The following is a 21,177-nucleotide window of genomic DNA, read 5'->3' on the forward strand; positions in this document are numbered from 1 at the left end:
TGGTTAAGAAAGGGATTCGCACAGCAACACGGCCTGGTTGTGACCGACCTTAGGACTCTTTGAGGCAGGAATGCGGCGGCGGGGTCAGACCAGCGCGCCGTGGCAATGCTTGAACTTCTTGCCGGAACCGCATGGGCAGGGTTCGTTGCGGCCCGGATTTCCCCATGTATTTCGATCGTTTTCATCAAAGCCGTTTTCGACCGCTTCGGCGGTCGGTGCAGGCGGCGCATTGTTCTCTGCCACATCTTGCACCTGCTGTTGTTGCTCCGCCATCTGGGTCAGCATCTGCTCGCGTTCTTCATCTGTCAGCGGTCGAATACGGGACAGCTTGTTTGTCACCTCGGTGCGCAAGCTCTCGAGCATCGTTTCGAACAGTTGAAACGACTCGTTCTTGTACTCATTCAGCGGGTCACGTTGCGCATAGCCGCGGAATCCGACAACTGACCGCAAATGTTCAAGCGTCAGCAGATGCTCCCGCCATTTTCCATCGATGGCTTGCAGAATGAGCTGCTTTTCGATGCTGCGCATGCTCTCTTCGCCGAACGCTTCTGCCTTGTCAGCCATCAACTTGTCGCTGGCTTCGATCAGCCGCTCGCGGATCTGCTCGTCATCTACACCCTCTTCCTCGCACCAAGCCATAACTGGCACGTCGATGCTGAGGTTTTCGATCACAGCGGCATAAAGGCCCTCTGTGTCCCATTGATCAGCATAGCTTTTGGCGGGCATGTACTGATCAATCAGGTCATCAATGACCTCGTCGCGCATATCCGATGTGATTTCCGACAGATCCTCGGCTTCCATGATTTCCCGGCGTTGGGAAAAGATCACCCGGCGTTGATCATTCATAACGTCGTCGAACTTGAGCAGCTGCTTGCGGATGTCAAAGTTGCGGCCTTCGACCTTGGCCTGCGCACGCTCAAGCGACTTGTTCACCCAAGGGTGCACAATCGCCTCGCCCTCTTCCATGCCAAGGGTTTTGAGCACCTTGTCCAAACGGTCAGAGCCGAAGATCCGCATCAGGTCATCTTCAAGGCTTAGGTAGAACGATGTACGGCCCGGGTCACCCTGACGCCCTGAACGACCGCGCAGCTGGTTGTCGATGCGTCGGCTCTCGTGGCGTTCGGATGCCAATACAAAAAGGCCACCGGCGGCAAGCACCTTCTGTTTTTCATCTTCATGCTCGGCCTCGATGCGCTTGCGCACTTCTTCGGGGTCGGCCTCGGGATCAGCTGTGATGGCCTCCAGTACCTTCATCTCGACATTGCCGCCGAGCTGAATGTCGGTGCCGCGGCCCGCCATGTTCGTGGCGATGGTTACAGCGCCAAATTTACCGGCGTCCGCGATGATCTGCGCTTCTTGCTCGTGCTGGCGTGCGTTCAGAACATTGTGCGCAATGCCCTCCGCCTTGAGCGCTTCCGAGAACATCTCGGATTTGTCGATGGAAGTGGTGCCGACCAGAACCGGCTGCCCCTTTTCATGGGCTGCCTTGATTTCGTCGATCATGGCTTTGTATTTTTCCTGCCCCGTGCGGAAGACCTTGTCGTCTTCATCCAAGCGCGCAATTGGCTTGTGGGTTGGGACCTCGACCACACCAAGACCATAAATCGTGGCAAATTCCTCGGCCTCGGTCGCAGCCGTACCAGTCATGCCCGCCAGTTTGTTGTAGAGGCGGAAATAGTTCTGGAACGTCACCGATGCCAATGTCTGGTTCTCGGGCTGAATCTGCACGCCTTCCTTAGCTTCGATGGCTTGGTGCAAACCGTCGGACAGACGGCGACCAGCCATCATACGCCCGGTAAATTCATCAATCAGAACAACATCGCCATTGCGAACGATGTAGTCCTTGTCTTTCTGAAACAGCTTGTGGGCGCGCAAACCCTGATTGACGTGGTGCACGATGGACGTGCTTTCAGGGTCATAGAGCGACGCCTCGGGCTCGATCAGACCACGCACGCGCAACTGTTCTTCCAGAAATTCGTTACCTTCATCGGTGAAGGTGACGTTCTTCTGCTTCTCATCGAGAGTAAAGTGATCTTCCTCGATCAGCGGAATGATACCGTCGATAGTCACGTACATCTCGGACCGGTCGGCCAAGGGGCCGGAAATGATCAAAGGCGTCCGCGCCTCGTCGATCAGGATACTGTCGACCTCGTCCACAATGGCGTAGTTGTGGCCGCGCTGGACCATATCCTCGATCGTGGGCTTCATGTTGTCGCGCAGATAGTCGAACCCAAGCTCGTTGTTGGTCGCATAGGTCACGTCACAGGCATAGGCCGCGCGCTTGGCGTCTTCGTCCATGCCTGCAATAGCGACGCCGGTGGTCAGGCCCAAGGCACCGAACACTTTGCCCATCCATTCCGCATCGCGCTGGACGAGGTAGTCATTCACGGTCACAACGTGAACGCCCTTACCAGTCAGCGCATTCAGATAGGTGGCGAAGGTTGCGGTCAGGGTTTTGCCTTCACCGGTCTTTTGCTCGGCGATGTTGCCCTGATGCAAAAAAATGGCACCTAGAAGCTGGGTGTCGTAGGCGCGCAGTCCAAGCGTGCGCTTGGCAGCTTCGCGGCAATTGGCAAATGCCTCAGGCAGGAGGTCATCCAGGTTCTCGCCATCCATCGCGCGTTTGGCCAGGGCTTCGGTCTTGTCCTTCAGCCCTTCATCACTGAGCGCTTCGAATTCCGGCTCAAGCGCATTGATCTTTTCGACCAGCGGACGCGCGCCCTTGACCTTGCGATCATTGGGTGTGCCAAACACCTTCTTGGTGAGAGTTCCGAAACCGAGCATGCGTTCTCCAGCCGATCAATTCATGTTGTGCAGCAATTGCTTGCCGGACGCGCGCCAAGCCCATAAATACGGTGGGCGAAAACCGGCCCGGGCCGCGTCCATAGGGCGATGTAAGGGTCACGCGAAACCGTGTCAATGCGCGCCTCAGGTGGGGCGCCGAAGCCCAAGGACTGTTCCATGAAAAAACGTTTCCTTTCCCTGCCAGCGCTTGGTCTGGTCGCCGCTATGGCGTTGCCTGCCGCTGCACAGGATGCAGACACGGTTGTGGCGACTGTAAATGGCACTGATATCACCATCGGTCACATGATCGTGGCACGCGCATCTTTGCCGCAACAATTCCAACAACTGCCCAACGACGTGCTGTTCAATGGCATCCTTGAACAGCTGATCAACCAGACCCTGCTGTCGCAAGCATTTGATGGCGAATTGCCGAAACGCACCGAACTGCAGATCGAAAATGAGACACGTTCCTTGACGGCGGGCGAAGAACTGGAAAGCCTGTTTCAAGAGAAGCTGACGGACGAAGCGATCCAGTCCGCCTATGACGCCAAGTACGAAGGCGTAACGCCGCAGGAAGAATACAACGCCTCGCACATCCTTGTGGAAACCGAGGAAGAGGCGAAGGCGATCAAAGCAGAGATTGAAGGCGGTGCCGATTTTGCCGCGACCGCTCGGGAGAAATCGACTGGTCCGTCAGGCCCGAACGGTGGTGAGCTTGGCTGGTTCGGCAGTGGCGCCATGGTGCCCAGCTTTGAAACGGCTGTCATCGCGCTTGAAGTGGGCGAAGTATCGGACCCCGTGCAAACTCAGTTCGGCTGGCATGTGATCATCCTGAACGAAACCCGCACCCCGGAAGCCCCAGCGTTGGATGAGGTGCGCGAAGAATTGACCGAGGAAGTGCGCGGTACCACCGTCGAAACCTACGTTGCGGAACTGACTGCCGGTGCGCAGATCGATCAATCAGGTGCTGCCGAAGTCGATCCATCGGTGCTGTCCGACTTGACGCTGGTGGAATAACATATGGCTGGCGCACTGCCGCGATCGCCTCTGGCACCCGATCATTTCCCCGACATGCCACCCATTGACGGACTGACCTTCGCAGCAGCAGCTGCGGGGGTGCGTTACTCCGGACGCTTGGATGTTATGCTTGCCATATGCGCTCCGGGAACGACGATTGCAGGTATGTTCACAAAATCATCGACACGCGCCGCACCGGTTCTGGATTGTCAGGCAAAGCTGGGACACTCCAGTGATACGGGCGCGGCCATTCTTGTGAACGCCGGGAATGCCAACGCCTTTACGGGCAGAAATGGAACGGACGCCGTGGCAACCTTGGTTGGTGCAACCGCGGACGCTGCAGACCTGCCGGAAAGCCGTATCTTTACAGCATCCACAGGGGTCATTGGCGAGCCATTGCCATACGACAGGATCACGGCACATCTGGCGGATTTGGTGGATAGCCAGTCATCGGCCGCGATTGGGGATGCCGCTGCGGCCATCATGACGACGGACACGTACCCTAAGGGCGCCACCCAAACGGTAACCATCGATGGGAAATCCGTGAAGATCGCTGGCATCGCCAAGGGCAGCGGCATGATTGCGCCAGATATGGCCACCATGCTGGTGTACATCTTTACAGATGCGAAGATTGGGCAGGATGAGTTGCAAGGCTTGGTAAGCGAAACCTCTGATCAAACCTTCAATTGCATCACAGTAGACAGCGACACCTCAACCTCGGACAGCCTGCTTGTTGCTGCAACAGGGGTCAGTGGTGTGGATGTTGCCGGAAATGCAGACTTCGCGCACGCGCTCCATGCGGTCATGTTGGACTTGGCACACCAGGTTGTCCGCGATGGCGAAGGGGCGACGAAGTTCGTGGAAATTGAAGTGACTGGATGCACGGATAAGGCAGCGGCCAAAACCCATGGCCTGTCCATCGCCAACTCTCCGCTCGTTAAAACAGCCATCGCCGGAGAAGATCCCAACTGGGGCCGCGTCGTCATGGCCGTTGGCAAATCCGGTGCACCTGCGGATCGTGATACGCTGTCGATCTGGTTCGGGGATATTCTGGTTGCAGAGAATGGTTGGGTCAGTGCGACTTATCGCGAAGAAGATGCCGCAGCGCATATGAAGGGTGATCACATCCGCATTAGCGTCGATTGCGGCATGGGGTCAGGAAAAGCTACCGTTTGGACCTGCGATTTGACCCACGGATACATTGACATCAACGCGGATTATCGGTCGTGAAAACAGTTCTTGTTTCTGCCGTCGCGTTGATCGACGTGGACGGTCGCGTGTTGATCGCGCAGCGCCCTGAAGGAAAATCCATGGCCGGGTTGTGGGAGTTCCCGGGGGGCAAGGTCGAGGTCGGGGAAACACCCGAAGCAGCCCTGATCCGCGAATTGCAGGAAGAATTGGGGATTGATACCTGGCAATCGTGCTTGGCCCCCCTCACTTTCGCAAGCCACAGCTATGATGATTTTCATCTATTGATGCCACTCTTTGCCTGCAGAAAATGGGACGGCACGCCGAAATCGCAGGAAGGGCAGGCATTAAAGTGGGTCCGTCCGAAGGACTTGCGGGACTATCCTATGCCCGCAGCCGACCTGCCCCTGATCCCCGTTCTCCGAGATTGGCTGTAACATCGGGTAACAATATTCTTAAACTGTCAAAAAAAGTGACGGTTTTGTAACATTGTTGATGACTTATTAACCTTCGTACTTATAGTTGAAGCATAACTTTCTTTTTGGGGAGGAAAGTCATGCTACGCACGATTGCTATGGGCAGCGCCATTCTTATTCAGGGGATCTATGTCAGAACCCTTCCGGATGGACGAGTGACTGTCAGAGTTGACGGGGCTCACTATTCTGGAACTCCCGTTTCGCAAGCTGCCTAACGCGACAATATGAAAAAGGGGACGGTGTTTTGCACCGTCCCCTTTTTCATTTCCAATTGCAGGGTGCTTACTCGAGCGTCCGCGTGATCTCTTCCCGTTCGAAGATCTCGATCACATCTTGTGGGCGGATATCGTCGTAGTTTTCGAACGCCATACCGCATTCCTGACCCGACTGAACCTCGGCCACTTCATCCTTGAAGCGCTTCAGCGTCTTCAACGTACCTTCGTGGATAACCACGTTGTCGCGCAGCAAACGTACACCTGCGGACCGACGCGCCACACCTTCGGTGACCAGACAACCCGCGACCTTCCCGACACCAGACACCTTGAAGACTTCCTTGATCTCGGCATATCCGATGAAGTTTTCACGGATCTCGGCACTCAGCAGACCAGATGCAGCAGCTTTCACATCATCCACAAGATCATAGATGACCGAGTAGTAGCGAATTTCGACACCCTTCTGGTTTGCCGTGTTCCGGGCCGATGCGTTTGCACGCACGTTGAAGCCCATGATCGGTGCACCAGACGCCTCGGCCAAACCAACGTCGGTTTCGGTGATGGCGCCAACACCCGAGTGCAATACGCGCACGCGCACCTCGTCGTTGCCGATCTTTTCCATCGCCTGAACAATGGCCTCGGCAGACCCTTGTACGTCCGCTTTGACAAGGATTGGCAATTCGCTGACATTCTCATCCGCCTTGGCATTCGCCATCAGCTGTTCGAGGGTCGTCGCCGCACCAGCCGCCGCGCGTTTGTCCTTGGCCGCTTTCTCACGATATTCGGCGATTTCGCGCGCCTGCGCTTCAGTCTCTGTCACGTTTAGAACGTCGCCTGCCTCGGGCGTGCCGTTCAGGCCCAGAACCTCGACCGGCACCGACGGGCCCGCCTCTTTCACGCGCTCGCCCTTGTCGTTGATCAGCGCACGGACCTTACCGTACTGCTCACCCACAACAAAAATATCACCCTGACGCAGCGTACCTGTCTGAATCAGAACGGTGGCCACTGGACCGCGGCCAACATCAAGCTGCGCCTCGATCACCGCACCTTGGGCGGCACGATCAGGGTTAGCTTTCAGTTCGAGGATCTCGGCCTGAAGCGCGATGGCCTCCAGCAACTCGTCAAGTCCCTGACCGGTGATGGCGGACACTTCAACATCCTGTACCTCACCCGACATCTTCTCGACGATGACTTCGTGCTGCAGCAAGTCAGTACGCACTTTGTCCGGGTTCGCCTCGGGCTTGTCGCATTTGTTGATTGCCACGATCATCGGCACTTCGGCGGCTTTGGCGTGGTTGATGGCCTCAATGGTCTGCGGCATCACGGCGTCATCCGCCGCAACCACCAGAACCACGATATCGGTGACCTGTGCACCGCGCGACCGCATCGACGTGAAGGCCGCGTGACCGGGTGTATCCAAGAAGGACAGCACCGCGCCGCCATCGGTTTTCACCTGATAGGCACCGATATGCTGGGTAATGCCACCGGCTTCGCCAGCAACAACCTTGGCATCGCGGATTGCGTCCAGAAGCGAGGTTTTACCGTGGTCAACGTGGCCCATGATAGTGATGACCGGCGGACGACCTTCCAGATCCTCGTCGCTATCCTCTATTTCCTTGATCACGTCTTCGACGTCGGCATCAGACACACGTTGTACCTTGTGGCCGAACTCTTCGATGATCAGCTCTGCGGTATCAGCGTCAATGGTCTGGTTCTGCGTGACCATCATGCCGTTGTTCATCAACGCCTTGACCACGTCGCCTACGCGTTCGGCCATACGGTTTGCCAGTTCCGAAACGACAATGGCTTCTGGCAGGTTCACAGTGCGCATGACCTTTTCACGCTCAACCGAACCACCCATTGCTTTCTGCCGGGCGCGTTCCTGCTTGCGCTTCATAGCTGCCATGGAGCGCTGGCGACCACCATCGCCCGACAGGGCTTGGTTCAGAGTCAGCTTGCCAGAGCGGCGTCCACCATCATCACCGCGTCCCCGGTTGTTGGGACGCTGGTCACGATCACGGTCTGTCTTGCGCGGCGTGGATGCGGGTTGAGCTTGCCGCTGCGCCGGCTTCGGCGCCTCGGTCGGGGCCGCAGCAGCAGCCTGCGCAGCAGCTGCCGCTTCGGCCGCTTTGCGCTTCTCTTCTTCTTCCTTGGCCTTCAAGGCTTGCTCACGCTCGCGTTCGGCCTGTTCCTTGGCTTCCGCTTCGGCGCGGCGACGCTCGCGTTCAGCCTCGCGGGCCTTTTCCTCGGCTTCGCGTTTTGCGGTCTCTTCGACCTCGCGTGCCTTGGCGGCTTGCACGGCCTTCAGGCGGCGCTCCATCTCGGCATCAGAAATACCAGCAGGGCGACGGCTTGGATCACCAGCAGAACCACCACCAGCGCCAGCAGGCTTTGCGGCACCCGGCTTGGGCACCACAACGCGCTTGCGTTTGGTTTCGACGACGACATTCTTGGTCCGCCCGTGGCTGAAACTCTGTTTCACATTGCCCGGACGCGCGCCGCTGCGCAGACCCAAAGTCTTCTTCCCGTCAGTATCGCTCATAAAGCTCGTCTATCCTTCCCGGCGGCCCTTGCCGCCGTCATATTCGCGCACGCCGCGTAAACGGTTGGCTTCCTCTACAACACGTTGCGTGAGTCCACCAGAGGCGAGCGCCCCATGTATCACAGTTTGACGGCCAAAGGCCAAACCCAACTCATCTGCCGTCAGCCAGCCAATATACGTTCCGAAATGCGGCGTACTCAACTTGGACTTGCCACGGCCCGAACCATCAACCGCCTGGATCAGAACATGCGCCTCTTCTATCTGGAGCATATTCTTGACTTTTTCATAGCCTGCTACGGCGCGTCCGCCTTTGCGGGACAATGCGATCAAATCGACCACACGCCGCGCCAACTGCCGCTCGACCTCGTCGACCAGATCGTCTTGCACCTGCACGGGTTGCTTAGCGCCCCGCGCAAACAATTTCTTCTTAACAGCCTTGTCCAAGGCCGACCGATCCGCGGCGACATAGATACCACGACCGGGCAACTTGCCCGCAATGTCCGGCACGATCTGTGCATCCGGACCCACGACAAAGCGGATCAACCCGTACTTGGGTTGCACCTCGCCCGTGGCAATGCACTTGCGCTCCGGTCCATCCGACCGATCCTTTGAGACGCCACCGCGACCCATCAGGCTCACCCGAGGCCTGAGATCAGGCCTCGGCCTCCTCGGTCAGTTCTTCGCCGTCTTCTTCCGCTGCTTCAGCTTCCAATTCAGCGGGGTCGACCCAGCCCAGAAGGATACGCGCCGTCATGACCAATTGCTGTGCCTCTTCCAAAGACATATCGAAAGGTTCCAGAACACCATCGTCCTTGTGACGTTCGCCATCGACGGTTGTCCAGCCACCGGCCAGTTCCCAGTCTGCGCATGTTGCAAAATCTTCGAGGGTTTTGACGTCGTCTTTGGCGAGCGCCTCTACCATTTGGGGTGTAAGCCCATCGAATTCAATAAGGCTGTCCTCGGCACCCATGCTGCGTGCGTTGTCCAGCGCCGCCTTGGCTTGCGCTTCCAGAACGTCACGGGCGCGGGCCTGCAGTTCTTGAGCGGTGCCTTCGTCCACACCGTCGATGACCAGCAGTTCATCCAGTTCGACGTAAGCCACCTCTTCGAGGTTGGTGAACCCTTCGGAGACCAAAAGCTGAGCAAAGAACTCGTCCAGATCCAGATTGTCCATGAATAGCTTGGTGCGCTGTTCGAATTCGGCCTGACGGCGCGCCGATTCCTCGGCCTCGGTCATGATGTCGATGTCAAGGTTGGTCAGTTGGCTCGCCAGACGCACGTTTTGACCGCGACGACCGATGGCCAGCGAAAGCTGCTCTTCGGGCACAACAACTTCGATCTTACCGGCTTCTTCATCCAGAACCACCTTGCTCACCTCCGCGGGTTGCAATGCGTTCACGAGGAACGTGGGTTGATCCTCATTCCATGGAATGATGTCGATCTTTTCGCCTTGCAGCTCGTTCACAACGGCCTGCACGCGAGAGCCGCGCATACCAACGCAGGCACCGACAGGGTCGATAGAGTTATCATAGGAAATGACAGCGATCTTCGCGCGCGAACCGGGGTCGCGGGCTACGGCCTTGATCTCGATGATGCCGTCATAAATCTCTGGCACTTCCATCTTGAACAGCTCGGCCATGAACTCGGGCGCTGTGCGGCTCAGGAAAATCTGCGGGCCGCGCTGCTCGCGGCGCACATCCTTGATGTAGCAGCGGATACGATCATTGGGGCGGTATGATTCGCGGCCAATCTTTTCGTTGCGACGCAGGATGGCTTCGCCAGCACCCACGTCCACGATGACGTTGCCGTATTCCTCGCGCTTGACCAGCGCGTTGATGATGGTGCCCGCACGATCCTTGAATTCTTCGAACTGACGGTCACGCTCGGCTTCACGCACCTTTTGCAGGATCACCTGCTTGGCAGATTGCGCGGCGATGCGGCCCATCTCGACCGGGGGGACTTCCTCGACAAAGGTATCACCGACGGCGGGGTTTTCCATATATTGCTTCGCTTGCTCAATGGTGAACTCAGCCTGGTAGTTTTCCAGCTCTTCTTCCTCGACCACGGTGCGGACGCGGGTGAAGGTCGCTTTACCCGTCTTGCGGTCGATCGACACACGAATGTCCATCTCGGCGCCGTAGCGGGACTTGGCGGCGCGGGCGAGCGATTCTTCCATCGCCTCGACCACCAAACCTGGGTCGATCATCTTTTCGCGCGCAACAGCTTCTGCGGTTTGCAGCAGCTCAAGCTGGTTTGCAGATGTAATGGCCATCAGCTTTCCTCCTCTGACCCTTCGGTCTGAATCTCGTCAAAATTGTCTTCGTTCAACACGCCCGCAGCTTTGCGCTGGCGCAGCATTTCCTTGATCAGCTCGTCCGTCAGGACCAGCTTGGCATCGCTCAACCAATCGAACTTGAGGCCGATGGTGATCTCTTCGCCGTTGCCGCCACCCGGGACGTTGATCAGCACCTCGTCATCCTCGACACCTGCCAGCACACCCTTGAAGCGGCGGCGTCCGTCGATCAGCTCGTCTGTTTCCAGTTTCGCGTCGTAGCCTTCGAACATGTCGAAGTCCTTGAGACGCGTCAGCGGGCGGTCAATACCGGGTGACGACACTTCGAGCGTGTAGGCATCCAATATAGGATCCTCGACATCCAGTGTCGCGCTGACCGCAGTAGAGATCGCACCGCAATCGTCGACCTCAATACCGCCATCGGGCTTGTCGGCCATGATCTGCAACGTCGTTTCCTTGCCGCTCATCAGCCGAATGCGCACCAATTCATACCCCAGATCCTCGATCACCGGAGTGATGATCTCGGCCAATCTGCGGTCGATGGCTGCTTTGGCGATCAGGTCGTTGGTCATAGTGTCCAAGCACAAAAAAACGGGCGCGCGGCCCGTTGATGTTTCCCGGTGGAGCGTTGGGTTTGGACCCCAGCGCGCCGCTGATGAAAGGCATATACGCATGAGGGGGTGAGTCTGCAAGCCCCTCAGGTCATCCACCACCGCTCGGCCATACGCAGGTTGTCCAGCGGCCAGGATTTTCCGACCGTCACGGGTACTGTAACCGATCGACTGGCGATGTGTGTCGCGACATGTGCATTGGGCAATGTCTGGAAATCACGGGGGTCTGCGTAGTCATCCAAAACAACCACATCCGCCACATCAACCAGCCCATCCCGCAGCGCTTCGCCGCGCACCTTGTCAGCGCTGAATTGAACGAACTCCACGCTGTCGAACCAACCCGCATTCTGCTTCCAGTGGTTTCTCACCCGAGTGCCAATGAAATGGCGGCCCTCATCAAGTTTCTGGACTTCGTACATTCCAGTTCCCGTGGCGCCACGCACCTCGAACCCCGGCTGCGCCAGCAGGTAAGGTAGGCTCGGGTTGGGCGCGTCCAAAGTGATCTGAAGGGTCAGCGGGTCCAACACCTCAATATTCCAGATCAAACCCGACACAGCGGACGCATCAAAGGCAGTGCCATCGTGGAATGTTACACCTTCACGCAGGCCGAACCGCCAAACGCGGGCATCTGCATCAGACGACCAGTCTGTCGCCAACTCACCGCGCAGGGTCCCATCGGCTGCAATCTCGGTCAGGTTGTCGAACAAGGTCGCCGTGACAGCCTGATCGAACAAGTCAGGCGACAAGGCCGCCCGCAACCGCCCGCCCCGACGCGGCAACGCAGACGCACCGGTTGCCGCCAGCAAGGCTGCGGCAGCACCTGATGCAAAGAGCGCGCGGCGGTCGATCCGAGTCATTTTCCTGCAATCCTGTCCATGGTGCGCACCAGTTCAGCCGAAATTCCCGGTTCAGACAAGGCATGACCGGCATTGCGGACCATTTTCAGCTCACCCATCGGCCACGCCTGCGACAGCGCATAAGCGCTATCCGGGGGGCAGATCATATCATAGCGGCCTTGCACAATTGTGCCGGGAATATGCTTGATCCGACCCGCATGGGCGAGGATTTGACCGTCAAACTCCAGGAAACCGGCATTGGTGAAGTAATGATTCTCAAGCCGTGCAAAGGCGCGTGCATAGTCCCCGGGGGCTTCAGCCCCCGACCCGGAGGAATGGATCGACGCCAGCGCGTTCTCCCAAGCCGACCATGCGCGGGCAAAGCGCGTTTCAAGCGCGACATCGCCGGAAAACAGCCGCCGGTGGTAGGCCCCAATCAGATCGCCCCGTTCGTCTTCAGGGATCAGCCCTTCAAACCTGGCCCAGACCTCGGGCCAGAACTTGCCTGCCCCGCCGCCATAAAACCAGTCCAGCTCAGCCTGCGTCATCAGAAACACGCCTCGCAGAACCAGGTTGCGGACGCGCGACGGGTGCGCTTCGGCATAGATCAGGGCCAGGGTTGCACCCCAACTGCCGCCAAAGACAATCCAGGCGTCTATGTCCAGCGTCTTGCGAATCATTTCGATGTCATCAACCAGATGCCACGTCGTATTGTTCATCACCGAAGCGTGCGGACGGGACCGTCCACATCCACGCTGATCAAACAGGATAATCCGGTAGTGTTCCGGGTCGAAGTACCGCCGCATCGCCGGACTGCACCCGCCACCGGGGCCGCCATGCAGAACGACGACAGGCACACCATTTGGATTGCCGCATTGCTCGACATAAATCCGGTGCCCCTGCCCAACTTCGAACATCCGTTGGTCGTAGGGGTCCATAGGCGGGTACAGATATTGTACCGCGCGCTTTTGATCGCTGTGTTTGTCCATTACTGACCTACATAGGGCTTGAGAGCCACATGAGCATACGGAGACGCAAATGCAAACGCATCAAACCACCGTTGACCCCTCGGAAATCGCAAAATTCGAGGCGATGGCAGCGGAATGGTGGGACCCGAACGGGAAATTCAAGCCGCTGCATATGCTGAACCCGTGCCGGTTGGATTACATCACGACACAAATTGCTGCGGAGTTTGATCGGGATCTGACCGGACCAAAGGCATTCGAAGGGCTGCGCATTCTAGATATTGGATGTGGTGGCGGGCTGTTGTCCGAACCCATGGCACGTTTGGGGGCAGAGGTCGTGGGCGCGGATGCGGCAGAGCGCAACATCCCCGTGGCACAGGTTCATGCCGAACAGTCTGGCCTGACCATCGACTATCGCCACACCACGGCCGAGGATATGGCAGCCGCTGGTGAGCAGTTCGACGTCGTTTTGAACATGGAGGTCGTAGAACATGTGGCCGACCCCCTCAGCTACCTGACCGCCTGTCGCCAACTTCTGAAGCCAGGTGGGTTGCATATCTGTTCGACAATCAACCGGAATCCCAAATCCTATCTCATGGCCATTATCGGGGCTGAACATGTGATGCGCTGGCTGCCGAAGGGCACACATGAATGGAACAAGTTCATCACCCCGGACGAACTCTTTGATTTGATGCGGAATGCGGGCCTGGACCCGGTGGATCGCAAGGGGTTCATCTTCAATCCACTGACATGGGGTTGGAAACTGTCGGACACAGATCTGAGCGTGAACTACGTCACGGCCAGCATCAATCCGGCTTAGGTTTATTGGACATCTGCTCGCGCAGTTGGCGCAGGATCGGCAACGTTGCACGCACGCTGTCCTCGCCCAGCTTGTCGATCACATCGCCCACCATGGGGGCGATCGCGCTCAACGCTTGATCACGGGCGCGCCGACCGGCAGGGCTGATGGCGATCATCTTGCGGCGGGCATCGTCCCAGTCGGGGCGGATATGGATGTAACCGGACCATTCCAAACGGCTCAGCGTGTTGGTCATGGCCCCGCGGGTGACATTGAATGTTTCGGCCAGTTGCGCCGGGCTGCGCTCACCTTCGTGCCAGGCCAGGTGGTTCAGAACCGAAAAATGGGAAATCTCCATCCCCTTGGGCAACACGCGGCTGAGGCGGTTGCGAACCATCTGGTCCGCCGCCAACACTTCGCTGAACAGCGAAATGGCAAGTGCGTTTTTTTCCGTGCTCATGCGCCATCAGGGGCCTTCAAAAGCGCGCGCGTTGTCCCGCGAGGGGATACGGCGGCGGGCCTCGGCCACCTTTTCCAAGTCTAGATCAAAGACATAAATGCCGGGCGCCGTGCCTGCGTCAAGTACGACCTCGCCCCAAGGATCGACAACCAGACTGTGTCCGTAGGTGTCCCGGGTCTTGTGCAAAGCACTGGAATGCGTGCCTGTCTGGGCGGGGGCCAAGACCCAAGCCCCGCCTTCGATCGCGCGCGCTCGCAGCAAACTGTGCCAATGGGCCGCACCGGTGACGGGCGAAAAGGCAGCCGGAAAGGTCAGAATTTGTGCCCCCGCTGTAACCAGAGCGTCAGCCAATCTGGGAAAGCGCATATCATAGCAAATGGCCATCCCAACGGCGCCACAGTCGGCTTTGGCCAATACAGCACGGTTGCCAGGTTGGTATCCTGCCGACTCTTGGAACGTCTCTGTATTGTTGATCGCGACGTCAAACATATGAATTTTGTCGTACTGCGCGACGATGTCCCCGCGGGGACAAATCAAGAAGGAACGGTTTAACAACCGTTTGTCTTCTGTATCACTCTTAAGCCCAAGCGAACCGATCAGAATATGTACATCGTTTTGCTTGGCCAGATCACGTAGCGCAGCAAGGGTCGGGTCATCATCCTGATGGTGCAGCACATCATGCTGATGCGTGCGGCTCGTGCTGACGCAGTTCGTGACCTCGGGGGTCAGGATGAACTCGGCACCCATATCGACGGCCTGCTGCACCATCTGAACGGTCCGGGGCAGATTCGCCACCGGATCGTCAGATACATTCAGCTGCAACAGCGCCGTTTTCATTTATGCGGCAAGCAACGGATCAAGCTTGCCTGCACGCTCGAGAGCATAGAGGTCGTCGCAGCCGCCCACATGGGTGTCACCGATAAAGATCTGCGGCACGGTCCGGCCACCGTTGGCGCGTTGAATCATCTCAGCCTTACGCTTCGGTTGGGCAAGCACGTTCACTTCGGAGAAGGTCACACCTTTTTCGTTCAGCAGACGTTTGGCCGCGTGGCAAAAGCCACACAAGGGCGACGTATAGATTTCGACAGCTTTCATGGCGCAGGTCCTTTTGGCGCAAATATCAGGTTGCGGCGTATTTAGGCATCTTTCGCAACCCGCGCCAGTACAGCCACGCACACCTCTGTTGCACCTGCCGCACGGCAGGCTTCGGCACAGGCGGCCAGAGTTGCACCCGTTGTCATGACGTCATCGACAAGTATGACAGGCCTGTTGACGATACGGTGACGACGGCGCGGCGTGACCCTGATCGCGTCATCAAGGATATCGGCACGCTCGGCCTTGGTCTTGCCATCTAGGGATGGCGTGCGACGCGGGCGCTCGAGAAGATCGGCACAAACCTCATGTCCGGTCATCGCAGACAGGTGTGTCGCAATCAGAGCCGACTGATTATAGCGGCGCTTCACCAACCGCATCCAATGAAGGGGCACCGGCGTAATAAGCGCATTGTCAGCCGCCATGCCGGCCACTGCTTGCTGCATCCATCCCGCTGCGGGCTTGGCGATTTCCTGTCGATCCCCATGCTTAAGTTGTAGAACCAGCTTGCGCCCCATGCCGGTGTAAATCAGCGCCGCACGCCCATGTTTCCAAGGCTTTGGAGCGCGCAGGCAGGCGTCACAATGCACCACCTCGTCCTGTGCGGAGCCGGGCAAAGGCGTACTGCAACTGTCACATACCGTGCCGCCCACAAAGGCGGTCTTACCCCAGCAGACACCACATAGGCCAAAGTCACTGTCCACCATGTCTCCGCACCCCAGACAACGCGGGGGATAGATCGCAGTGAGTGCTGTTTGTAAAAGCCCCATGCCTGTCCTACCTATGCCGCCATGACGCAGCCCACTCCATTGACCGATTTGCAGGCCTTGACCCGCAACCGTGCCCGCGCCGATGCCTCTGCCCTGTTTCTGCAAGAGGCAGCGCGGGATGAGATTGAGGATCGGGTGACGATGGTTAACAAATCCTTTTCATCAGCCGGAATTGTGGCCGCATTTCCAGACGTGTGGCAAGGGCGCATAGGCGTTGCACAGGTTGTGGAGGAAGCCGAGACGCTGCCCTTCTCACCGGGTGAACACGATTTATTGATCCACAGCCTTGGCTTACATTGGGCAAATGATCCCGTTGGCCAGCTGATTCAATGCCGCCGCGCGTTGCGGCCCGATGGGTTATTGCTGGCTGTGGCTTTGGGTGGGCAAACGTTACACGAATTGCGAGCTTGCCTTGCCGAGGCCGAGATTGCCGAAACCGGGGGTCTGTCCCCACGCGTAGCGCCAATGGCAGAGGTGCGCGACCTTGGCGCACTCTTGCAAAGGGCTGGATTGGCCTTGCCCGTGGCAGATACCGTTCCGCTGCGCGTCCAATATCAATCCATGTGGCATCTGATGCGTGACTTGCGCGCCATGGGCGAGAACAACGCACTAAGCGCGCGGTCACGCATTCCGCCCCGACCCCGCATTCTGAAACGTGCTGCGGACATCTATGCAACGACGTTTCCCGGGGATGACGACGGAATTATAGCAAGCTTCGAGTTGATTGTTCTTACCGGATGGGCCCCCGATGACACTCAACAAAAACCACTACGTCCCGGATCAGCACAGGCGCGTTTGGCAGATGCACTTCGTACGGACGAAACGTCGCTGCCAGATTGACCTGTAAGTAAAACCGTTTATCTGAGGCCCATTGCAGACCAGGATATGACCCAGATGCTTGATACCAGCAAAACTGCGACCCGCCCAACCCATGCGGCGGACGATCACCCGGCGATTCCGGCAGCGCGCGTGGGCATCCTGTTGGCCAACCTTGGGACGCCAGACAATTACGACTACTGGTCGATGCGCCGCTATCTGGGCGAGTTCCTGTCGGACAAGCGTGTCATCGACTACAGCCCGTGGATCTGGCAGCCGCTGTTGCAATTGATCATCCTGACCAAGCGTCCGTTTTCATCAGGTGCTGCATACAAATCGATCTGGAACGAAGACGCAGGCGAAAGCCCCTTGATGACCATCACCAAGGACCAGACTGCCAAGATCAAAGACGCCATGCACGCGCAGTACGGCGATCAGGTCATGGTCGATTTCTGCATGCGTTACGGTAATCCGTCGACCAAATCCAAAGTGCGCGAGATGGTCGAGGCGGGGTGTCAGAAGATCCTGTTCTTCCCACTATACCCTCACTACGCCGGTGCCACGTCAGCCACCGCAAACGACCAGTTCTTTCGCGCGTTAATGGAGGAAAAGTGGCAGCCAACTACGCGAACAGTCGAACCCTACTTTGAGCACCCAAAATATATTGAAGCGCTGGCCCAATCCATCGAACGTGCTTATGGCGATCTGGGTGCGCGTCCGGATATTCTGGTCTGCAGCTATCACGGTGTGCCACTGCGCTACCTGATGGAGGGCGATCCCTATCATTGTCAGTGCCAGAAAACGACTCGCCTGTTGAAAGAGCGGCTTGGCTGGGGTGACACCGAGATTACAACGACCTTTCAGTCAAAGTTCGGGCCGGAAGAGTGGCTAAAACCATATACTGTAGAAGAAGTGGCGCGGCTCGCCGAAGCTGGAAAAAAGAACATCGCCGTATGTGCACCTGCATTCTCAGCTGATTGCATCGAAACGCTTGAAGAGATCAATGAAGAGATCAAGGAAAGCTTTGAAGAAGCGGGCGGCGAGAGATTTACGTATATTCCGTGTCTGAACGATGATGACGCGCACATCGATGCATTGAGCACGGTGATCCAAGAAAACTTGCGCGGCTGGCTGGACTAGCTTTTCGCCCTTTAACAAAAAAAAGGCGGCTCACTTAGAGCCGCCTTTTTAATGATATTATTCCGCCAATTAGTCGGAAACAGCCGCCGCAACGAGAATCAGAAGCAGCAGGGGCAGAACGATGCCGCCCGAGGAGCTTTGCGTCTCTTCAACGATCACGGGAGCTTCGATAACAGGCTCGGCAGGTGCGCCGGCGAATGCGGTCGAAGCAGCAGCAGTCAGAGCAGCAGCGAGAACGAGTTTTTTCATATTAACCTCCAGTTACGCGCACCAACAATTATCATTGGAACGCACCCAAGACTTACCTCGTGAGTCTCTGTAAACAGCAATACCGGGCGATTGCAAACCATGTTTCAGGGACTTAGCCGCCGATCCGCCTTAATGTCGTCAAATTAGCAACACTTGAGTTCCGACATTCGCCATTTCGTACAGCTCTTCGATGTGTTCGTTGTACAAACCAATACATCCATTCGAAGATTTGCGACCAATCTTGCGTGTATCGTGGGTGCCGTGGATCCGGTAATAGGTCCAACTCAGGTGCAGTGACCGCGTACCAAGCGGGTTCTCAGGACCGGGACCGATATAGTCGGGCCACTCGGGGTTCCGCTTTTTCATGGACGGTGTTGGGCGCCAATCCGGCTTTGGATCTTTGAGGATCACACGGGTACGACCGCGACGGGTCAAATCATCAGTCAGCGGCACGCTGGAAGGGTAGAGCTTGTAGACTGTCTGCTCTGCGTTCCAGTAATGCACCGCACGACTGTCGATATCGACCAGGATCGCCCCGTTGCGCAGGTTGTCGAAATAAGGCTGCCAGTCCAACGAACGGAAGCTGGATACATTGCGTCGAGCGGACAATGTCGGGTCACGTGATGCCTGGCCAGCGGGAATGTTCTGTGCCAGCGCAGGCGCGCCAATCAACGCAGCGGAGCCGGCCAAAAAAGCACGCCGACTTGGTGTATTATACGATTTCTTGGACATTGAATGTCTCTCCGGTGGTGTAATCCTGCCAATCGGCGGAAGAATATTGCCTGAAAGCCGCAGTCGCAAATCAAACAGATGTCATCACGCAGCATCACGCCGATGTGGGTTTGTAATGCAACGTTCAAGCCGCTATCGAGTTATAAACAACAAAGATGATGTGCAGGAACAATGCGAATTTTCTCGGTCCTTCTGGTCGCTCTTATTACACTTGCGGCCTGTACAACACCCGAAGCGCCCACGCTTGGCGACGATGGACGTGCGCTGCCCCAACTCTATCGTATCCGCAACGGTGATACGGCCAAGCTCCAGTTCCGTATGCTGGATTCAGTCAATGCATTGCGCAGCGCACAGGGTGCTGCACCGGTTGAGCTTGATCCTCAATTGAACGCTGCAGCCGCGACGCACTCACGGGATATGTCTTTGCAGAATCGCCCCTGGCACTTTGGGTCTGATGGTTCATCACCGATCGATCGCCTGCAGCGCGTGGGCTACACCGGAAGCCTTATCGGCGAAAACATCTCGGAAACATACGAGACCGAGCTTGAGACCCTGGCCGCATGGATGGAACAGCCGGACACGCGCCGGACGATCCTTTCCCCGCAAGCACAAGACATGGGATTCGCCTGGTTCCAGGAGAGAAACGGCAAGATTTGGTGGACCATGGTGATGGCCAACCCTTCCAACACACCTCTGATTCCTACAGCCAACCCGTCAGCATCCCGCCTTGTGCCTGATCCCACACCCAATCCCGAAGAAACAGCCACGGATTCTACTGAAGAGGACGCGGTGATTATCACCACGCCTGCGAGCTGACTACGGGTTGATCTGGATCGGCGTGCCGTTGCGGACCATGGAGTAAACATCTTCCATCTCGCGGTTTGGAACGGCGATGCAGCCCCATGTCCAGTCACTACGCCGCCGCTTGAGTGGGCTGGACTCACCGTGAATAAAGATATCTCCGCCGGGCGGCTTGCCCAATGCCGCCGCCTCCGCCCGGTCCCGTGCGTTTGGGTATGAAATACCCAGCGACAAATGAAACTGGCTGTTCGGATTGCGACGATCAATAAGGTAAGTACCCTCGGGTGTGCGACCGTCGCCTTCAAAGAACTTGTCGCCGATCGGTGCAAATCCAAGGTCGATCACATAATCCTTGAGCACCTTGTCATCATTCAAAAGATACATGCGCCGCGCTTCCTTGTTCACCACGATGTAAGTGATGTCAGGCCCGTTATAGCTTTTGAATTTGCTTCGAGAAGAACAGGCGCCCAACGTCATAGCTGCGGCCCCGCCCATCATCAGATGTCTGCGCTTCATGAAAATCCTGTCCCAATGCGTCGTTTTTGTATTTGAGCCAAAAATACCACGGTTTATGTCGGCACGCCTAGCCAGATTTTGCCCGCACGGATCACCAGACTGTGATCACTTGTCCTTCAACTGCTCTTCAATCGCATCCAAGCGCTTCAATACTTCGTCTCGGTAACTGTCCGTCGCCGCATTACTTTCCTCTGCATGCGCATCCTGCATCGAATTGACGATCAGGCCGACCAACAGGTTCACCACGGCAAAGGTCGTGACCATGATGAAAGGAACAAAGAAAATCCACGCATAAGGATACACTTCCATCACTGGGCGGACGATGCCCATTGACCACGATTCAAGGGTCATGATCTGGAAAAGAGAGTAGGCACTCAGGCCGAGATCACCGAACCAATCGGGAAAGCTGCTTGCAAACAGCTTCGTTGCCATCACTGCGCCAATATAAAAGATCAACGCCATCAACAAAAACACACTGCCCATACCGGGCAGGGCAGTCACAAACCCTTCGACCACGCGGCGCAGGCTGGGCGCGACCGAAATGACGCGCAGAACCCGCAAGATCCGCAGGGCGCGCAAGACCGACAGACCCCCCGCATTTGGCACCAGCGCGATCCCGACAATCACGAAGTCGAACAGATTCCAGCCATTGCGAAAAAACCGGCCGCGGTAGGCGATCAGTTTGACGATGATTTCAGCCGTGAAGATGCTCAGGCATGCCTTGTCGATGGCGACGATCAATCCACCCGCAACTGACATCGCTGCCTCTGACGTCTCAAGCCCTAGCGTTATGGCGTTCAGGATGATGATCGCGATAATTGTGTTGGTAACACGCGGGCTTTCCAGCCAGCGGGCAAGGGCGATGCGGTCCATATGTG

General features: G+C 57.2%; 22 protein-coding genes. 7 read left to right on the plus strand and 15 right to left on the minus strand.

Annotation, left to right across the window (positions count from 1 at the left end; all coding sequences use genetic code 11):
- Nucleotides 1-84: 84 nt before the first annotated feature.
- Nucleotides 85-2,784, minus strand: coding sequence for a preprotein translocase subunit SecA (secA, locus tag AC53L6_RS03860; RefSeq protein ID WP_299746482.1), 2,700 nt, complete (start codon nt 2,782-2,784; stop codon nt 85-87).
- 177 nt (nt 2,785-2,961) lie between these two features.
- Between secA and AC53L6_RS03865 the strand changes: the two genes are divergently transcribed.
- The 3 genes from AC53L6_RS03865 to mutT are packed head-to-tail and all read left to right on the plus strand — an operon-like array spanning nt 2,962 to nt 5,426.
- Entirely contained in the window at nt 2,962-3,801 is an 840-nt protein-coding gene (locus AC53L6_RS03865) for a foldase protein PrsA (protein ID WP_496906863.1), read from the plus strand.
- 3 nt (nt 3,802-3,804) lie between these two features.
- The gene (argJ, locus tag AC53L6_RS03870) at nt 3,805-5,031 is read left to right on the plus strand and encodes a bifunctional glutamate N-acetyltransferase/amino-acid acetyltransferase ArgJ (protein WP_496906864.1); all 1,227 of its coding nucleotides are present in this window, start codon (nt 3,805-3,807) and stop codon (nt 5,029-5,031) included.
- Nucleotides 5,028-5,426 (plus strand): 8-oxo-dGTP diphosphatase MutT, encoded by a 399-nt coding sequence (mutT, locus tag AC53L6_RS03875; RefSeq protein ID WP_299203190.1) that lies wholly within the window; start codon nt 5,028-5,030, stop codon nt 5,424-5,426. The genes argJ and mutT overlap by 4 nt, the downstream gene beginning before the upstream one ends.
- A 321-nt stretch (nt 5,427-5,747) precedes the next feature.
- Here mutT and infB read toward each other — a convergent pair whose 3' ends face one another.
- The 6 genes from infB to pip form a co-directional block, all read right to left on the minus strand.
- Complete coding sequence (infB, locus tag AC53L6_RS03880; RefSeq protein ID WP_299203194.1) at nt 5,748-8,219, minus strand: translation initiation factor IF-2; 2,472 nt, start codon at nt 8,217-8,219, stop codon at nt 5,748-5,750.
- A 9-nt stretch (nt 8,220-8,228) separates the two neighbouring features.
- Nucleotides 8,229-8,849, minus strand: a complete 621-nt coding sequence (locus AC53L6_RS03885; protein ID WP_299601145.1) for an RNA-binding protein — start codon at nt 8,847-8,849, stop codon at nt 8,229-8,231.
- A gap of 22 nt (nt 8,850-8,871) precedes the next feature.
- Entirely contained in the window at nt 8,872-10,491 is a 1,620-nt protein-coding gene (gene nusA, locus AC53L6_RS03890; protein WP_299203200.1) for a transcription termination factor NusA, read from the minus strand.
- Nucleotides 10,491-11,084, minus strand: coding sequence for a ribosome maturation factor RimP (gene rimP / locus AC53L6_RS03895; protein ID WP_299203203.1), 594 nt, complete (start codon nt 11,082-11,084; stop codon nt 10,491-10,493). Before rimP ends, nusA begins: the two co-directional genes overlap by 1 nt.
- Before the next feature lie 125 nt (nt 11,085-11,209).
- The gene (locus AC53L6_RS03900) at nt 11,210-11,980 is read right to left on the minus strand and encodes an ABC transporter substrate-binding protein (protein WP_496906865.1); all 771 of its coding nucleotides are present in this window, start codon (nt 11,978-11,980) and stop codon (nt 11,210-11,212) included.
- A complete protein-coding gene (gene pip / locus AC53L6_RS03905; protein ID WP_299203209.1) occupies nt 11,977-12,948 on the minus strand; it encodes a prolyl aminopeptidase in 972 nt (323 codons plus the stop codon). Before pip ends, AC53L6_RS03900 begins: the two co-directional genes overlap by 4 nt.
- Nucleotides 12,949-12,997: 49 nt before the next feature.
- On the opposite strand from pip, the gene ubiG reads away from it, so the two are divergent.
- Entirely contained in the window at nt 12,998-13,744 is a 747-nt protein-coding gene (gene ubiG, locus AC53L6_RS03910) for a bifunctional 2-polyprenyl-6-hydroxyphenol methylase/3-demethylubiquinol 3-O-methyltransferase UbiG (protein ID WP_299746494.1), read from the plus strand.
- On the opposite strand, the gene AC53L6_RS03915 is transcribed toward ubiG, so the two are convergent.
- From AC53L6_RS03915 to AC53L6_RS03930, 4 genes are read right to left on the minus strand one after another with little or no spacing between them, the layout of a single operon-like run.
- A complete protein-coding gene (locus AC53L6_RS03915) occupies nt 13,731-14,183 on the minus strand; it encodes a MarR family winged helix-turn-helix transcriptional regulator (RefSeq protein ID WP_299700680.1) in 453 nt (150 codons plus the stop codon). The genes ubiG and AC53L6_RS03915 overlap by 14 nt on opposite strands.
- Nucleotides 14,184-14,189: 6 nt before the next feature.
- Nucleotides 14,190-15,020 (minus strand): carbon-nitrogen hydrolase family protein, encoded by an 831-nt coding sequence (locus tag AC53L6_RS03920; RefSeq protein WP_496906866.1) that lies wholly within the window; start codon nt 15,018-15,020, stop codon nt 14,190-14,192.
- Nucleotides 15,021-15,278, minus strand: a complete 258-nt coding sequence (grxC, locus tag AC53L6_RS03925) for a glutaredoxin 3 (protein ID WP_496906867.1) — start codon at nt 15,276-15,278, stop codon at nt 15,021-15,023.
- Between the two features lie 41 nt (nt 15,279-15,319).
- On the minus strand, nt 15,320-16,045 hold the full coding sequence (locus AC53L6_RS03930; RefSeq protein WP_496906868.1) for a ComF family protein: 726 nt from the start codon (nt 16,043-16,045) through the stop codon (nt 15,320-15,322).
- Nucleotides 16,046-16,066: 21 nt separating this feature from the next.
- On the opposite strand from AC53L6_RS03930, the gene AC53L6_RS03935 reads away from it, so the two are divergent.
- Nucleotides 16,067-16,885: a methyltransferase domain-containing protein gene (locus AC53L6_RS03935; protein WP_496906869.1), complete on the plus strand. Its 819-nt coding sequence runs from the start codon at nt 16,067-16,069 to the stop codon at nt 16,883-16,885.
- A gap of 54 nt (nt 16,886-16,939) precedes the next feature.
- Nucleotides 16,940-18,001 (plus strand): ferrochelatase, encoded by a 1,062-nt coding sequence (gene hemH, locus AC53L6_RS03940; protein ID WP_496906870.1) that lies wholly within the window; start codon nt 16,940-16,942, stop codon nt 17,999-18,001.
- A gap of 69 nt (nt 18,002-18,070) precedes the next feature.
- Here the strand turns inward: hemH and AC53L6_RS03945 are convergent, their stop codons facing one another.
- Complete coding sequence (locus AC53L6_RS03945) at nt 18,071-18,250, minus strand: hypothetical protein (protein ID WP_299203229.1); 180 nt, start codon at nt 18,248-18,250, stop codon at nt 18,071-18,073.
- A 138-nt stretch (nt 18,251-18,388) separates the two neighbouring features.
- Nucleotides 18,389-18,982: a L,D-transpeptidase gene (locus AC53L6_RS03950; protein ID WP_496906871.1), complete on the minus strand. Its 594-nt coding sequence runs from the start codon at nt 18,980-18,982 to the stop codon at nt 18,389-18,391.
- A gap of 171 nt (nt 18,983-19,153) precedes the next feature.
- Here AC53L6_RS03950 and dalA point away from each other — a divergent pair, with 171 nt between their 5' ends.
- Complete coding sequence (gene dalA, locus AC53L6_RS03955; RefSeq protein WP_496906872.1) at nt 19,154-19,798, plus strand: divisome-associated lipoprotein DalA; 645 nt, start codon at nt 19,154-19,156, stop codon at nt 19,796-19,798.
- Here dalA and AC53L6_RS03960 read toward each other — a convergent pair whose 3' ends face one another.
- Together AC53L6_RS03960 and AC53L6_RS03965 are read right to left on the minus strand one after the other, a co-directional pair.
- A complete protein-coding gene (locus AC53L6_RS03960; protein ID WP_299203240.1) occupies nt 19,799-20,299 on the minus strand; it encodes a L,D-transpeptidase family protein in 501 nt (166 codons plus the stop codon).
- A 105-nt stretch (nt 20,300-20,404) separates the two neighbouring features.
- Nucleotides 20,405-21,172: an ion transporter gene (locus AC53L6_RS03965; protein WP_299203243.1), complete on the minus strand. Its 768-nt coding sequence runs from the start codon at nt 21,170-21,172 to the stop codon at nt 20,405-20,407.
- Nucleotides 21,173-21,177: the final 5 nt, after the last annotated feature.

Source organism: Tateyamaria sp. LSS28, from assembly GCF_059611725.1.